Here is a 14,890-nt window from a genome sequence, read left to right as displayed (position 1 = left end):
CTTATCTTCCTTCACTGTTGAGATCTGAACCGTCAAACTCACTGAAATCATATCGGTACAGCTCCAGCATCTGCCGGAGAACAGGCTTCTTCTCCAGCGGTATCCCTTCGAGTGTAATGTTCATGGAACATCCCCTCTTTTCTAACTTCAGTTGTTTCGGTGCCTTTACTTCGGTTTCATTGCTTCGGTGCCAGGCACCGTAGTAATAGCGGTGCCTGGCACCCTGATGACACCCAAATCATACCCCTATCTACATTCTCCTTTTCTCGAAGGAATCCTTTTTAGAAGCGCAGAAAAAGGGTTGGTGCCAGGCACCGGCTTTTGACATCTGTGTAATGCCGGTGCCTGGCACCAAACAAGCAGCCGCAGTCCGAGCTCGCTGAAATGAAGAAGGACAGCAGCAATCCCCCTGTTGTCATTGAGCATATTACGATTGAATCTCTACGAATCGATAAGGCTGGAAACCATAAAAAAAGGACTGAATCGATGATCTATTCAGTCCTTTAATCTATTTATGAGATCGATTTAGTTTTCTGGATTGTTTGTTTCATATACCAGCAAGGAGCCGTTGTCATCATCAGGAACAGCATAAAGGCGAAGCTGTTGACCGGCATTTTCCATGAATACTGGATTCCGAGTAATCACATGCCCCTGCGGAGATAATTCAGTGATTGGCGCTTCGTGCAGCGTCGTTAGAGTTTTCATATCCACCAATGCCATTCCGCCCAATTCATAAGGCTTCGCATTACCATTTGCAGGATTATTCAGCTCAGAAATTCCACTCACGATCATTTTTCCGTTCCCTGCATAATGACCGTCTTGGTAATCAATAAAATGACTGGAATTTTCTTTCCTATCCAGCTCTTCCCCTTTTTCATTCCACTTATAGAACTTACGAGATCCCCAGCTGTTTCCTGTGATTTTTCCATCTTGGCCTTCTCGTACGATTCCTCCGATATGATCATTAACACGAAAGGCTTCTTTGGCTGCCATTGTTTTTGGATCCACCTTGTAAATGATGGAACGGCTGTGCGGACGATACTCGGCAACCGATACCCAGATACTTTTCCCATCAAAATCAACACCGCCGGGATGGTACATGTTCCCTTCACCGAGTTTGATGTCTTTCACCAGCTTTCCTTCTTTCGTAAACACAAAAAGGTGCCCGATCCCTTTTCCTGGAGTCCGGTCATAGCCGTCCACGATCTTGCCGTATTTCACAGGCTTTTCAATAATTTGTACGGCAGACATATAAAAAAGGTCCCCAACCTTAACGATGCCCTGCGAATGATAGTTATTAAACTGCAGATCAATCTGCTCTTTTTGCTGCCATTTCGTATCCCTGGTCACTTTTTCAAACGGTGCTGAAACATTTTGCTTCTCTTGGCCGGAGACAGCAAAAGCCTCACTATCATTCTTATTGAAAGGCTGAAAAGCCGTCAAACCTGCACATATCACGAATAAGGATGCCGCTGTCGTTAATTTTTTGTTCATCGTATTCCTCCTAATTGGGTTGCAAACTTGGTTTTCCCGAATCCACCATAACGCAAAAAAGAGTGAAATTGGAGGGCTTTTCCCAAAATTTAACCCAATCTTCATCGAGGTTTTACAAAGAAAACATACTTAACGGCAGACGTTTATTTCTCCACGGTTCACACTTTTAGCCACTGGTCATGTTTTTCCCTCAGGCGCTGTCTTCCCTAGGCGGGACGCGGGGTTGCGATTCCAAAGTCTGTTCACAAAGAAAGAATCATTGAAAACTTCAATATCTTTGACTTCCAATTAAGCCAAGAGGAGATGGACAGGATTGCTGCGTTAGATATGAAACAGCTGCCCCGATTTTTATTTTGGGGCAGCTGTTTCGTTTCCTTATTAAAGAATGCGGGATAAATTTCTGTTGGAGCAAAACGAGGAAATTGCTCGTGCAGTGGCCTAATTCAGTGAAGGCTGCTTTTCCCCTGCTCTAATGTAGCTTTTGTTGTAGTTGAAAAACTCTTTCTTCGCCGCCTGCCTATTTACTTTTCCCTATTGAACCTGCTCTTAAGTGACTGATACGAAACAAGAAGGACCGCCGCCGCTCCCGCTAAAACCAGAACACTCATCCACGGGTTGGTATCCGCTTGTTCCATCACATTGGCTGCTTTGTTCGTGTTGTATTTATGCTCTCGTATCGCTTTTCTATACTTGCCTTCCGGTTCTTGCACGGCAATCGCCTTATCTGTGCTGATACCATGAATGGAGAAATATTTAGTTCCTTTTTTATATTCATTGGAGAAGTTTCCGGAATAGGTTCCTTCCTGATCGGAGTAATGTGTGACATGGCCGATTTCCTTATCTGCCTGATCAACGTACTCGTCGCTGATCGAATACGTATAATGATCCCAGACAACAAAAGGGTATGCCCACTTGGCAAAAGCTGCACTGGATAAGAGCATTTGAAACACGAAGAGCCCAGCAAGCATCACCGAAACGTTTTTTAACACCTTCATGAGCGGATCTCCTTTATTTCATCGAGTTTGCGATTTTTACGAGCTCCTTTTTGAGCTGTTTTTCGCTGTATTCATTGGCAAACATGTGCCGGAGATCGTATTCTTCCTCATCCTCCAGCCAAAACAGCTCAGCATAATTCCCAAAGTATGCAAAGTAAGCTTCCGTCCCGTCCTCCAGCTCCAGCGTATCTTCGTATTTCTTCTGTTTGATTAAGTCGCTCACCAAATTCTTATGGTTGAAAATTTTAAGGGCGATAAACCCCTTCTCGCTTTTCTCATCTTTCCGTAAGTATTCTGTCTCGAGCTGGAGCTTCTTTTTCTCGCCCCAATCCATAATAACGACTTTCGGCTTCTCGTATCTATACGGAATCGCCTCAGGCAGTTGTGCTTTAAATGGAAGGGCGTCCTTCGCTTTGTCAATGGAAACCGGCTTGTATGACCTCGGATAATGGCCCTTCTTATGCGTGTCGAGCTTCATCTCTCCGTCCGCCAGCATCGATCCCTGACAAGACGCAAGTACGGTCAAAAGCAATCCAGCTGCAACAACCCCGGCTTTTCTCATGAACTCCACCCCCGATTCTGTTTACTCAAATCATACCATTATTTCACAATCCGCCGGACAAGCAATCGGACGCAAGTTTCGACGTTTTTTGTTGTTAGGCTCAATTATTCAGTGGTTTGGCTCAATAAATCTCCGTTCCGCTCAATTATCCTCATTTGCGCTCAATTCCGTCTCTCAGCACACAAAAAAACTGCCGGACACAACGTCCGGCAGCCTTTTAATTAACGTTTCTTCAATTCTTCTGCGATGAGTTTATTAACTAGCGGCGGATTGGCTTTCCCTTTGGTCTCTTTCATGACCTGGCCGACGAGGAAGCCGATCGCCTTGTCTTTTCCGTTCTTGAAGTCTTCGATGGACTGCGGGTTGCGGTCGAGGACAGCCACTACGAATTCGCGGATGGCGCCTTCGTCAGAGATCTGAACGAGGCCTTTTTCTTTAACGATCGTTTCCGGGTCTCCGCCGTTCTCTATCATCTCTTTGAAAACTTTTTTCGCGATCTTGGATGAGATCGTTCCGTCTTCAATCAGCTTGATCATCTTAGCGAGGTTTACCGGTGTTAAAGGTGTTTCGTCGATTTCTTTGGATCCGTTGTTCAAGAAGGCACTTACCTCACCCATCAGCCAGTTGGAAAGCATTTTCGGGTCGGCTTTCTCCTTCACACCCTCCTCAAAGAAATCGGCCATCTTGATCGAAGCGGTCAGAACGCCCGCATCGTAGGACGGTAAACCGAACTCGGATACATATCGCGCTTTTCGTGCGTCCGGAAGCTCAGGAATTTCTGAGCGAACCTTCTCGATCCACTCTTCCGATACGCTCAAACGGACCAAGTCCGGATCCGGGAAGTAACGGTAGTCATCCGATCCTTCTTTTACACGCATGAGAATCGTTTTATTCGATTTTTCATCAAAACGGCGAGTTTCCTGAAGGATTTCTCCTCCATTCAGAATCTCTTCCTCCTGCCGTTTTTCTTCATGCTCAAGGCCTTTTTGCACAAATGCGAAGGAGTTTAGATTCTTCAGCTCCGTTTTTGTACCGAATTCCTTCTGCCCGACAGGACGGATGGAAATATTGGCATCACAGCGCAAGGATCCTTCTTCCATCTTACAGTCGGAAACGCCTGTGTATTGAATGATGGCTTTCAGTTTTTCCAAGTACGCATACGCTTCTTCCGGCGTGCGGATATCCGGCTCAGACACGATCTCCATCAGCGGCGTTCCCTGCCGGTTTAAATCAACCAGTGATCCGTCAGCTGCATGCGTGGATTTCCCTGCATCCTCTTCCAAGTGCAGGCGGGTGATTCCGATCTTTTTCTTTTCGCCGTTCACTTCGATCTCAATCCAGCCGTGCTCGCCGATCGGTTTATCCAGCTGGGAAATCTGATATGCTTTCGGGTTGTCCGGATAGAAGTAATTTTTACGGTCAAAATACTGTTCCCGGTTAATTTCACAGTTCAACGCCATTGCCGCACGCATGGAAAAGTCGACTGCCTCCTTGTTCAGGACTGGCAGTACGCCTGGATGTCCAAGACAGATCGGGCATGTATGGCTGTTGGACGGCGCTCCAAAGTCGGTGGAGCAGCCGCAGAATATTTTAGAGTTGGTTTTCAGTTCAACATGGACTTCTAATCCAATGACTGTTTCAAATTTGCTCATCCCTGCACCTCCTACAATTGCGGTTTCGCTTTATGGTGTTCCGTCGCCTGTTCAAAGACTGAAGCTACGCGGTAAATCGTGGATTCGTCAAAGTGTTTTCCGATGATCTGCAATCCGACCGGCAGACCGTTCGAGAATCCGCATGGAACAGAAATGGCTGGGACACCCGCAAGGTTTACAGGAATGGTTAAAATATCGTTGGCATACATTGTTAACGGATCGTTTGTTTTCTCCCCAATTTTAAAAGCAGTCGTTGGAGTCGTCGGTCCGATGATGACATCATAATGGTTAAACACTTGTTCAAAATCATTCTTGATCAGCGTGCGGACTTTTTGGGCTTTTTTGTAATAAGCGTCATAGTATCCGGAGCTGAGCGCGAACGTTCCGAGCATGATCCGTCGCTTCACTTCGTCTCCAAAGCCTTCGCTTCTGGAATTTTTATAAAGGTCCAGCAGGTTCTCGCTGTTGTCTGAGCGCACACCGTACCGGACACCGTCAAAACGGGACAGGTTGGCCGATGCTTCAGATGAAGACAGGAGATAATAGGTCGCAAGCGCGTATTTGGAATGCGGAAGTGAGACTTCCTCCCACGTTGCGCCTTGGCCTTCCAATGCTTTAAGCGCATCAAGCACTTTTTCTTTTACAGCAGGATCAACGCCTTCTGCCAGGTATTCTTTAGGAACGGCAATGCGAAGGCCTTTAATGTCTCCTGTAAAAGCAGTCTGGTAATCGGGAACTTCGACGTTTGCTGACGTGGAGTCCATGTGGTCATGTCCGGCAATCGCCTGTAAAAGGTATGCGTTGTCTTCCACCGTACGGGTGATCGGTCCGATCTGGTCAAGGGACGATGCGAACGCGATCAGGCCAAAACGGGAAACTAGTCCGTAGGTCGGCTTCAATCCTACCACTCCGCAATACGCAGCCGGCTGACGAATGGATCCGCCGGTATCGGAACCAAGGGAAAATAGAACTTCGCCCGCAGCAACAGAGGCTGCTGATCCGCCGCTCGATCCTCCTGGCACATAATCCGTGTTCCACGGGTTCTTCGTTACATGGTAGCCTGAGTTTTCGTTGGAAGATCCCATCGCAAACTCGTCCATGTTCAATTTCCCAATGGTGATGGCGCCTGCTTCATATAGCTTTCTCGCCACCGTTGCATCATAGATCGGGTCAAAATTGGAAAGGATCTTGCTTCCGCTTGTGGTGCGGAGTCCTTTAGTGGAAATGTTGTCTTTCAGGGCGATCGGAAGTCCGGCCAGGATTCGTTCTCCCGGCGATCCGGCGAGAACATCATCGAGCTCCCTCGCCTGCTGGCGGGCATGCTCTTCGTTCAGTGTAAGGAACGATTTGACTTTATCCTCCACCTGGCCGATTCGGGCATACGAAGCATCAACGAGATCCATCACGCTCACTTCTTTTTTATGTAACAGGTCGTGCAGTTCTGAGACTTTCTTCTCTAATAATGACATTTGCTGCCTCCTACTCTAAAACGCCTTCGGTACTTTAAACTGTCCATCCCTCTGTTCAGGGGCATTCTTCAACGCATCTTCACGGGAAACGGATTCTCTCACCGTATCTTCACGCAGCACGTTCTTCAGCTCAAGCACGTGGGTTGTTGGTTCAATGTTTTCTGTATCCAGTTCATTTAGTTCTTCGGCAAATCCGATGATCGCATCCAGCTGTTCCGTAAACATGTCCACTTCTTCTTCACTGACAGAAAGACGGGCCAGATGGGCAACGTGTTTTACCTGGTCTTTTGAAATTCGAGACAAACTTGCCACCTCCAAAACAGTACGTTCACAATATATAGATGATATCAAATATCACTGCTACTAAGCAACACAACGGGGAAAAACCGGTGCCAGGCACCATTAGAAGGTTCATTTATAAAAAAATATGTTGTATCGGGCTTAGGGGGCATAACCAGAAGGTTCTCCATTTTAACCAAAATGAAAAGATCTCTTCCTGAATTCTATTATTAGAAACAATCTAAAAATTCTGTCAATAGAGGGCAGATAGTCATATGAGTAAGGTTATTCGGGCAGAGGTTAATGGAGAAAAGGCACAAATGGAAGATTTTCAAATCATTAGCTTATTTAATTATGTTCGGAAACTCCCTTAGCGCATGTCTTATCAATTGACGTATGCAGCTTATTCAGCGGGGCCTAGAAAAGAATAATGTTAGGGTTGAAGTATGCGAAATATATCCCAAAGATCTTTCAACCTTTACGTCTGCCTTTGTTACGAATGCCTCAATAGGATGGGGGACAGTTTCGGGGATTAATAATTTTAATTTTTCTATCGATCCAAAGTTCAATAAAATCCTGACAGAAGGCTACCAAATTAACCCTCACGACGTTCAATCAGGTTGCCTAAATGATCTCTTGGTGCCAGGCACCGCGATTACACACTTGTGTAATTGGGTGCCTGGCACCTTTGTGTTTAATCTTTCCGAAAGCTCGTATCTTTTGTCGGATGCATGAATGGAACGCCCTTTGGCTTGACTTTCTTCTCGATTAGATCACGGTTTTCTGCCGTGTTCCACCCGATATCATTTGTTGGGTGCACCCATTGGTCCCCTGACATGATTTCCGGGTCCGTATCTTCGCTCCAGTTGTTGAGCGGCGAATTTTCGGAATTGTATTTGCTGTCCCCGATGACGACTCCGTAATCATTCACAAAGGGAGGCTGCATCTTCATTCCTGTTCCTTCGAATGAAGGTGAACCTGCCTGATGAGGCATCGTTTCTTCGATATAAGGCTCCTCGAGATTATTATCCTCTTTATTGTTCTTATGATCAGCCACGTTTTTTCTCCTTCACAAGTAAGTTGTAGTCATACTTTTTCCTTAAGTCGCTATTCTATGTAGTAGGCACTAAAATCGGGTGCAAAAAAATTTTTTCACTAAACACTTTACAAAAGTAAGCATATATTGTATTATACTTACATAAAGTAAGTTATTAAATCTCAACAGGGAGTTGTTCTTATATGTTAAGTTTAGGATTATTAATTATCCGTCTCGTAATCGGGTTATCGTTTGCGGCACACGGTACACAAAAGCTGTTTGGCTGGTTTGGGGGCCACGGTTTGAAAGGAACAGCCGGATGGCTCGAGTCCATCGGCGTTAAGCCTGGCTACACAATGGCACTGCTTGCAGGACTCGCTGAGTTTGGCGGAGGTCTGCTATTCGCAGCTGGTCTTGTGACTTGGCTTGGAGCAGCAGCTATTATCTTTACGATGCTTATTGCCATTGTAAAAGTGCACGGAGCTAACGGCTTCTGGTCCACATCAGGCGGTTATGAATACAACTTGATCCTGATCGCTGTAGCGTTAGGAGTGGCCTTCACTGGTGCAGGCGATTATTCTTTAGACGCATTATGGTTAAAATAGATAAAGAAAAAACTGGCGGGAACTTGGTTCTCGCCAGTTTTTTTTATGTTTATCTTTATTTGTTGTTCTCCAACAGCTCTATGGTGTGATAAAGAAGCTCTGTTCCTCCCAGGTTTCCATGCCCTGGAACAACTGTATCCACTTGAGGATAGCGGTCGATCACGCTTTGCACGGACACCGGCCAAGCATCAACATCAGCATCCTCTAAATTCCCGAGGTCCTTTGCTTCCTGTGACTTGATCAGGCAGCCTCCAACCAACAGCTTGTACTGTGGAAAATAAACGGTAATATTATCTTCGGTATGCCCTTTGCCCGGATAATAGGTTTCCACCTTAACGTTCCCGAACTTTAAGTGGGTCAATACAGGATTCAGAAGCCGGTCTGGTGACTCATAACCGTTTTCTGCTCCAAGCTTTGCGGTTTGAGGAGTCGTATATACATGGACACCCCGCTCCTTCAGTGTTTTAATCCCTCCGATTCGGTCTGCATGGGAATGGGTAATGATGGCGTTTTTCACCGGTTTTTTCAAATGCTTCGAAATCAAATCCATCAGTTCTGTTGTAATAGAATCATTCCATGAAGAATCGACGAGCAGCAGGCCTTTGGAAGTCTCCAACAACAGCCCGTTCGAAGGAACCGGCATCCCGTTAAACTCTCCGATCGACGTATGTACCCAAACATGCGGCTTAATTTCGGTGAGTGTAACCGTTCCTGCCTCGTTCGAATACGTTTTTTGAACATGAGCGGCTTGGCTGTGTGGCTTCTGGGCCTGCGCATTAACGATTAACGGTGCGGTTACCACACCTAAACCAATGATTCCGCTGAGAGCAGCATTTAAAACGATTCTTTTTTTCATGACCATAATCCCTTCCTTTACTTAAATTTTCCTGCTATGTTATTGATGATATTCCTTCTCTTTGACCCCATCAATGGAGCGGGAATAACAAATCTCTAACAAGAGTAAGAATATTGAAATAATTGAAGGTGAGCCAATGGACGTCTTAGAGAAGTTTCACTTGTTGATTGAACGCGGACAGCCCTATGATAATGAATTTGTTCCTTTAAAAAGAAAAATTTTCATCGGAAGAATCGGCTCTGAGCCCGCTCCTGGAATTGCTTTTCATATTCCGCTCGTCTCTAGAAGGCATTGTGTGATTGACTGTGATAAGCCCTCACCCATGCTGATTGATCTGGGAAGCAAGCATGGCACCTGGCTAAATGGCATCCGCCTTCTTCCCCAAAAGGAATATGCTCTGCACAATGGTGACCAGATTACTCTGGTCAATGGCATGATCTCCATGAAGTATATGACGATGAACTCCCAGGAAACAATGGATTGGGACCCGGTAAAACCTATCGCCCTTCCAGCCGAGGATTTCATTGAGATCCATGAGCTTTTGCAAAAAGTTCGAGTGCGTGAAAAAGACATTCACTTTTCACATAAGGAGTTTCAGTGCTTTAAACTGCTGTATTCTTCCCTCGGGCAATTCGTTTCAAAAGAAGAAGTCAAACGGCACGCCTGGAGCGAAAGAGACTTGCTTTTCGACGGCAGGGTACCCGATGTTGGCTCTGATGAGCTAAACTCCCTGATCTACCGTGTACGGAAAAAGCTCTCCCCTTATCTACACATCGAATCTGTTCTCCGTAAAGGATTTGTGATGGCTGTGTCGCAAGGCAGCCCGGCAGAAAAGTAAAAACCCCTTACGGCCGAAGCCGTAAGGGGTTTTTGTTGTATTAAAGCAACTCTGATGTTGTTTTTGCTTGCATGTGAAGAAGCAGGTAGTCAGGGCCGCCAGCTTTAGAGTCTGTACCTGACATGTTGAAACCGCCAAATGGCTGGTATCCAACGATCGCTCCCGTACATCCGCGGTTGAAATACAGGTTGCCCACGTGGAATTCTTCTTTTGCACGCTCGATGTGCTCACGGTTGTTGGAGATAAGAGCTCCAGTCAAACCGTATTCTGTGTTGTTTGCAATTTCCATCATGTGGTCGAAGTCACGCGCTTTAGAGAATGCAACAACTGGTCCGAAGATCTCTTCTTGCATGAGGCGTGCTTTTTCTTGGACATCCGCTACGATTGTCGGTTGGATGAAGAAACCTTTAGAGTCGTCGCCTTCTCCTCCAGCAACGATTTTCCCTTCTGTTCGTCCAACTTCAATGTAGCTCATGATTTTGTTGTAAGCCGCTTGGTCGATTACTGGACCCATGTAGTTTCCTAGGTCTTCAGGGTTTCCAACACGAAGCGATTTTGTTAACTCAACTGCTTTTTCCAGTACTTCATCATACACGTCTTGGTGAACGACTGCACGGGAACCTGCAGAACATTTCTGTCCGGAGAATCCGAATGCAGAGTAAACGATCGCAGCAGCCGCCATGTCTGTATCTACGTTGTTGTCGATCACCATTGTGTCTTTTCCGCCCATTTCAGCGATAACACGCTTCAGCCAGATTTGGCCAGGGTTTACTTTTGCAGCACGCTCATAGATGCGGCAGCCGACTTCACGTGAACCAGTAAAGGATACGAAACGTGTTTTCGGGTGGTCTACCAAGTAGTCGCCCACTTCTGCTCCGCTGCCCGGGATGAAGTTTAATACGCCGGCAGGAAGACCTGCTTGCTCCATGACTTCAGCAAACTTCGCTGCAACAACCGGAGTGTTGTTAGCCGGTTTAAGAAGCACTGTGTTACCAGAAACGATGGCAGCTACTGTAGTTCCCGCCATGATCGCAAGCGGGAAGTTGAATGGTGCGATGACGATGCCGACCCCAAGCGGGATGTAGTTGAATTGGTTGATTTCACCTTCACGGCTCTTTACAGGTACACCGTTTTTCATCAATTCCATTTGGCGAGCATAGAACTCGAGGAAGTCGATCGCTTCGGCTGTGTCAGCATCTGCTTCTTTCCATGGCTTACCTGCTTCTTTAACTAGGTAAGCAGAGAATTCATGCTTACGGCGGCGGAGAATGGCAGAAGCTCGGTAAAGGATGCTGGCGCGAGCTTCAGGCGCCCATTTTTTCCATGTTTCAAAGGTAGAAACCGCAACTTGCATTGCTTTTTCTGCTAAATCTTTATTTGCTTTAGAAACCGTTCCAATAATTTCTTCTTTATTGGCCGGATTGATAGAAACGATTTTTTCATCCGTTATAATCTTTTCGCCGCCAATGACAAGAGGATACTCTTTACCTAGCTGCGAATTAACAAGGTCTAAAGCTTCCTCAAAAGCTTTCTTGTTTTCTGTAACTGAAAAATCCGTAAATGGTTCGTGCTTATATTCTCGAATCATCTGGTCCCCTCCTATGCCCTTAAGCGTTTTCATTTGTTCAACAAGTCTATTCTACCCTAAACTCGTGCCACAGTTCAAACAATGACAAATAGTCAGAATAGTAAGAAATGGGCATGAAATCCTTTTATTTCAAGGGATTTTATAACTATGCACATAAAAAAGACAGACCCCTGTAATTTCTTGGGTCTGCCTTCCGAAACTATCTATAAATATGCACAAATGGTTCGCTGTTTGCGTCATCTCTTACGATGAGCGCTTCCGGTTTATTGACGGCTGATTGGATGTTAATCGTGACCGGAACGGTTGGCAGCTCCTTCATGACCGACGAGGTGACATACTGGGTGAATGAGATCACTTCTGCTTTCCCTTGGAATTGCATCGGAATATCGATGTCAAGACGGTTCATGTTTCCATCACGGTAGTGAGCTTTGCCGATCACGCCCACATAGTTCGGGAAGTAGTCCTGGATCTTGCTTTTGAAGTTATTAAACTTCTCAGCGTCATCCCTTTTTGCAGCAGTTCCGTCTTTTGAAGGGAACAAGTAGTAGCGGTCGTCAATCTTGTCCCAGCTTCCGAGCTGCGAGCTGCCCGCTCCGGCGGATGCCGTCGCGAAAAAGTGACCAGGTGTTACCGACTCTTTTTCTGCTTCCTGATACAGAGCAATGGTAATCGGTACATTTTTCAGTGCCTGGTTTTGGCGAAGGCGGTGGATCACCTGCTGACCCATTTTTCTTGCCTCTCGGGAAACGTCACTTGCATTCAATTTCTTCGAGCCGTTATAGATCAAACCAGCCTTGTCCATCGCCTTGTAATAGTACGTGGAGTTAAACGATAAGCCGACAACGACACCTCCGAGTTTTACTTTATCATTGCCGCTCTGTACAAGGTAGTTCTGCTCCAGCACATACGATAAGTATTTCGGATGCTTGTCTTCCGCTGCCATCACCTGCTTGTAAGGCGCATCCTGCTTGACACCCAATGCAGGATTCAGCCCTTTTTGAGTCATGTCTGTTTTATTGTTTTTAGCTGTTTTCTCGTCCGCACGCTTCAGCCAGTTATTGACGGTCGTGGAAGACAAATACTGGCCTTCCTGATAGTAATACTTGTCGGTGCTGAAATTATCCTGTGCAATCCGCATGAGGCCAAGTTCGAATTCATTGATGTCCAGGCGGTTATCTACACCGTACTTAATCAAGCCGCGGGCACCTCCGGGCTCAAACGGCACGATGCTTCGGTAGTATTTTTCCCCGGTATTGATCTCCCCGGTAATGATGGCTTTTTCTTCCGTTTTCCCTTTTTTCTTAACAACTTCCTCTTCCTTCTGCAGCTTATCTTTCCCCATACAGCCGCTCAGGATCAAAAGGGAGCTTATCAGGATCAGGCTGATCCGCTTTATCATGGTAACACTCCTCCATAAAACTTGATGGAACAGAGCTATTCTTTATTTTTCAAGCTCCTCGATAAATCGCTGTTCCGACCACACCTCCACGCCAAGGGATTGTGCTTTGTCCAGCTTCGATCCCGCATCTTCCCCTGCGATCAGCAGATCAGTATTCTTGCTTACGCTTCCGGTGACTTTACCGCCCAGCGCTTCCAGTTTTTCTTTCGCTTCGTTTCGGTTCAGAACCGATAATTTTCCGGTCAGAACAATGGTTTTCCCTGCAAAATAGGAATCAACATCTTCTGCACGAACGACACGCGGACCTTTATATTCCATGTTCACACCGGATTCTTTAAGGGCAGTGATAAGTTCTGCCACTTCCGGCTTATCGAAATAAAGCTCAACCGAATCGGCCATTTTTTCGCCGACTTCATCAATGGCCATCAGCTCTTCTTTCGTTGCCGAACTTAACCGGTCCATCGTTTCAAACACCTGGGCGATCGTTTTCGCCGCCTTTGCCCCGACATGGCGGATTCCAAGACCGAACAACAGACGCTCCAAAGAATTCTCTTTCGATTTTTCTATAGCGTCCAGCAGGTTGTCAACCGACTTTTCACCCATTCTCTCCAGTTTCAGCAGTTCTGCCTTCTCAAGCTTATAAAGATCTGCGACATCCTGAATAAGATTTTCCCTGAACAGCTGAGCGATGACCTTTTCTCCCAGGCCATCGATGTTCATGGCGTTTCTGGAAACAAAGTGGATGAGCCCTTCACGGATCTGCGCCGGGCATTGCGGATTCAAACAGCGCAATGCGACTTCTCCGTCCAGGCGGTCCAGAGCACTTTCACACTCCGGACAGTGAGTCGGCATATGGAAGTCTTTTTCCTCGCCAGTCCGCCGGTCCACGATTACATTTACTACTTCAGGGATGATGTCTCCCGCTTTTTTCACAACCACATAATCGCCGATCTTAATGTCCTTCTCCCTGATCAAATCCTCATTATGTAATGAAGCACGTTTGACCGTCGTTCCGGCAACGACGACCGGGGACAGGAGGGCGGTCGGGGTTACCACACCCGTTCTCCCAACATTAAGTTCAATGCCTTCAAGCCGTGTGACTACTTCTTCCGCCGGGAACTTGTAGGCGATGGCCCAACGCGGGCTCTTCGCGGTAAAACCGAGTTCCTCCTGCTGATAGAGAGAGTCAACTTTTATGACAATACCGTCTATCTCATAATCCAGATCCGGCCGGCGTTCTCCCCAGCCTCTGACAAACTCGACGACTTCATCGATATTTTTGCAATGCTTCCATTCAGGGTTCGTTTTAAACCCAAGGTCCTTCAGGAAGTTCAGGCTTTCGCTATGCGATTCAACCTTATGCCCGGAAAGCTGGCCGATCCCATAGACAAAAATGGAAAGGTTCCGCTTGCCCGCAATGTTCGGATCGAGCTGTCGCAGGGATCCTGCTGCCGCATTCCGGGGATTTGCAAAGAGCTCCTGTCCTTCTTCCTGACGGGCTTCATTCAGCTTTTGGAAGGAGCGCTTCGGCATGTATGCCTCCCCGCGCACTTCAAGGGAAACGTCTTTATCCTTGATGCGCAGAGGAATCGCCCGGATCGTCTTTAAGTTGTTCGTAATGTCTTCACCGGTTGTTCCGTCCCCTCGGGTCGCTCCAAGAACAAAGCGGCCTTCTTCATAGGTGAGCGATACGGCAAGACCGTCAATTTTTAATTCAGCCACGTATGAAACATTGTCACCGACTCCGTTTCGTACACGGCGGTCAAAATCCCGCAGATCCTCCTCATTGAACGCATTTCCAAGGCTGAGCATCGGTACCTTGTGCTGTACTTTTCTGAAATAGTCGAGGACTTGCCCTCCGACCCGAACTGTAGGGGAATGTTCATCCCGCAGCTCCGGATGGTTGTTTTCAAGCTCGATCAGCTCCTGAAGCAGTTTGTCATACTCTGAATCGGGAACCGTCGGCTGATCGAGGACATAATACTCATAGCTGTATTTTTCAAGGAGCTCACGCAATTCATTTACTCTCTTACTCGCATGCTCTTCGTTCAAACTTTCCAACTCCTTTTAAAAAATGAGAACCACGCAGCTTTTTTAAGGAAGGTTTAAACGGACGT

14 protein-coding genes and 1 pseudogene are annotated in these 14,890 nt (G+C 46.6%); 3 read left to right on the top strand and 12 right to left on the bottom strand.

What is annotated here, in order from left to right; translation table 11 throughout:
• Position 1: 1 nt before the first annotated feature.
• Together QYF49_RS18100 and QYF49_RS18095 are read right to left on the bottom strand one after the other, a co-directional pair.
• On the bottom strand, positions 2–124 hold the full coding sequence (locus QYF49_RS18100; RefSeq protein WP_290401015.1) for a hypothetical protein: 123 nt from the start codon (positions 122–124) through the stop codon (positions 2–4).
• Positions 125–525: 401 nt separating this feature from the next.
• Complete coding sequence (locus QYF49_RS18095) at positions 526–1,494, bottom strand: DUF6454 family protein (protein ID WP_290401014.1); 969 nt, start codon at positions 1,492–1,494, stop codon at positions 526–528.
• Between the two features lie 222 nt (positions 1,495–1,716).
• On the opposite strand from QYF49_RS18095, the pseudogene QYF49_RS18090 reads away from it, so the two are divergent.
• Positions 1,717–1,830: pseudogene (locus QYF49_RS18090) on the top strand (aldo/keto reductase); the annotation flags it as partial.
• Positions 1,831–2,015: 185 nt separating this feature from the next.
• Here QYF49_RS18090 and QYF49_RS18085 read toward each other — a convergent pair.
• The 6 genes from QYF49_RS18085 to QYF49_RS18060 all read right to left on the bottom strand — a co-directional run bounded on the left by QYF49_RS18085 (position 2,016) and on the right by QYF49_RS18060 (position 7,508).
• Positions 2,016–2,489: a hypothetical protein gene (locus QYF49_RS18085; RefSeq protein ID WP_290401013.1), complete on the bottom strand. Its 474-nt coding sequence runs from the start codon at positions 2,487–2,489 to the stop codon at positions 2,016–2,018.
• A 13-nt stretch (positions 2,490–2,502) separates the two neighbouring features.
• Complete coding sequence (locus QYF49_RS18080) at positions 2,503–3,051, bottom strand: hypothetical protein (protein ID WP_290401012.1); 549 nt, start codon at positions 3,049–3,051, stop codon at positions 2,503–2,505.
• Between the two features lie 221 nt (positions 3,052–3,272).
• Positions 3,273–4,703 carry an Asp-tRNA(Asn)/Glu-tRNA(Gln) amidotransferase subunit GatB gene (gatB, locus tag QYF49_RS18075; RefSeq protein ID WP_290401011.1) on the bottom strand — a complete coding sequence of 477 codons (1,431 nt, stop codon included), beginning with the start codon at positions 4,701–4,703 and terminating at the stop codon, positions 3,273–3,275.
• Between the two features lie 11 nt (positions 4,704–4,714).
• Positions 4,715–6,172 (bottom strand): Asp-tRNA(Asn)/Glu-tRNA(Gln) amidotransferase subunit GatA, encoded by a 1,458-nt coding sequence (gene gatA / locus QYF49_RS18070; RefSeq protein WP_290401010.1) that lies wholly within the window; start codon positions 6,170–6,172, stop codon positions 4,715–4,717.
• A 15-nt stretch (positions 6,173–6,187) separates the two neighbouring features.
• On the bottom strand, positions 6,188–6,475 hold the full coding sequence (gene gatC, locus QYF49_RS18065; RefSeq protein WP_290401009.1) for an Asp-tRNA(Asn)/Glu-tRNA(Gln) amidotransferase subunit GatC: 288 nt from the start codon (positions 6,473–6,475) through the stop codon (positions 6,188–6,190).
• Between the two features lie 670 nt (positions 6,476–7,145).
• Positions 7,146–7,508, bottom strand: coding sequence for a DUF3905 domain-containing protein (locus QYF49_RS18060; protein ID WP_290401008.1), 363 nt, complete (start codon positions 7,506–7,508; stop codon positions 7,146–7,148).
• 182 nt (positions 7,509–7,690) lie between these two features.
• On the opposite strand from QYF49_RS18060, the gene QYF49_RS18055 reads away from it, so the two are divergent.
• Positions 7,691–8,092, top strand: a complete 402-nt coding sequence (locus tag QYF49_RS18055; RefSeq protein WP_290401007.1) for a DoxX family protein — start codon at positions 7,691–7,693, stop codon at positions 8,090–8,092.
• Between the two features lie 55 nt (positions 8,093–8,147).
• Here QYF49_RS18055 and bla read toward each other — a convergent pair whose 3' ends face one another.
• Complete coding sequence (gene bla / locus QYF49_RS18050) at positions 8,148–8,948, bottom strand: subclass B1 metallo-beta-lactamase (RefSeq protein ID WP_290401006.1); 801 nt, start codon at positions 8,946–8,948, stop codon at positions 8,148–8,150.
• 136 nt (positions 8,949–9,084) lie between these two features.
• Here bla and QYF49_RS18045 point away from each other — a divergent pair, with 136 nt between their 5' ends.
• Positions 9,085–9,786 (top strand): FHA domain-containing protein, encoded by a 702-nt coding sequence (locus QYF49_RS18045; protein ID WP_290401005.1) that lies wholly within the window; start codon positions 9,085–9,087, stop codon positions 9,784–9,786.
• A gap of 40 nt (positions 9,787–9,826) precedes the next feature.
• Here the strand turns inward: QYF49_RS18045 and pruA are convergent, their stop codons facing one another.
• From pruA to ligA, 3 genes are all read right to left on the bottom strand, one after another.
• Positions 9,827–11,374 carry an L-glutamate gamma-semialdehyde dehydrogenase gene (gene pruA, locus QYF49_RS18040; protein ID WP_290401004.1) on the bottom strand — a complete coding sequence of 516 codons (1,548 nt, stop codon included), beginning with the start codon at positions 11,372–11,374 and terminating at the stop codon, positions 9,827–9,829.
• A 199-nt stretch (positions 11,375–11,573) separates the two neighbouring features.
• Positions 11,574–12,773 (bottom strand): CamS family sex pheromone protein, encoded by a 1,200-nt coding sequence (locus QYF49_RS18035; RefSeq protein ID WP_290401003.1) that lies wholly within the window; start codon positions 12,771–12,773, stop codon positions 11,574–11,576.
• Positions 12,774–12,815: 42 nt separating this feature from the next.
• On the bottom strand, positions 12,816–14,825 hold the full coding sequence (ligA, locus tag QYF49_RS18030) for an NAD-dependent DNA ligase LigA (protein ID WP_290401002.1): 2,010 nt from the start codon (positions 14,823–14,825) through the stop codon (positions 12,816–12,818).
• Positions 14,826–14,890: the final 65 nt, after the last annotated feature.

It is taken from the genome of Fictibacillus terranigra (genome assembly GCF_030412265.1).
GTDB classification, from domain to species: Bacteria; Bacillota; Bacilli; order Bacillales; family Fictibacillaceae; genus Fictibacillus_C; species Fictibacillus_C terrinigri.
The sequence above is the reverse complement of the archived record's forward strand: the minus strand, read 5'-3'. Positions and strand labels throughout refer to the sequence as shown.

What these genes read in the sequence shown, in the direction of transcription:
- QYF49_RS18100 (WP_290401015.1), bottom strand. Translation starts at nt 124, where the DNA reads ATGAACATTACACTCGAAGGGATACCGCTGGAGAAGAAGCCTGTTCTC.
- QYF49_RS18095 (WP_290401014.1), bottom strand. Translation starts at nt 1,494, where the DNA reads ATGAACAAAAAATTAACGACAGCGGCATCCTTATTCGTGATATGTGCA.
- QYF49_RS18085 (WP_290401013.1), bottom strand. Translation starts at nt 2,489, where the DNA reads ATGAAGGTGTTAAAAAACGTTTCGGTGATGCTTGCTGGGCTCTTCGTG.
- QYF49_RS18080 (WP_290401012.1), bottom strand. Translation starts at nt 3,051, where the DNA reads ATGAGAAAAGCCGGGGTTGTTGCAGCTGGATTGCTTTTGACCGTACTT.
- gatB (WP_290401011.1), bottom strand. Translation starts at nt 4,703, where the DNA reads ATGAGCAAATTTGAAACAGTCATTGGATTAGAAGTCCATGTTGAACTG.
- gatA (WP_290401010.1), bottom strand. Translation starts at nt 6,172, where the DNA reads ATGTCATTATTAGAGAAGAAAGTCTCAGAACTGCACGACCTGTTACAT.
- QYF49_RS18055 (WP_290401007.1), top strand. Translation starts at nt 7,691, where the DNA reads ATGTTAAGTTTAGGATTATTAATTATCCGTCTCGTAATCGGGTTATCG.
- bla (WP_290401006.1), bottom strand. Translation starts at nt 8,948, where the DNA reads ATGAAAAAAAGAATCGTTTTAAATGCTGCTCTCAGCGGAATCATTGGT.
- QYF49_RS18045 (WP_290401005.1), top strand. Translation starts at nt 9,085, where the DNA reads ATGGACGTCTTAGAGAAGTTTCACTTGTTGATTGAACGCGGACAGCCC.
- pruA (WP_290401004.1), bottom strand. Translation starts at nt 11,374, where the DNA reads ATGATTCGAGAATATAAGCACGAACCATTTACGGATTTTTCAGTTACA.
- QYF49_RS18035 (WP_290401003.1), bottom strand. Translation starts at nt 12,773, where the DNA reads ATGATAAAGCGGATCAGCCTGATCCTGATAAGCTCCCTTTTGATCCTG.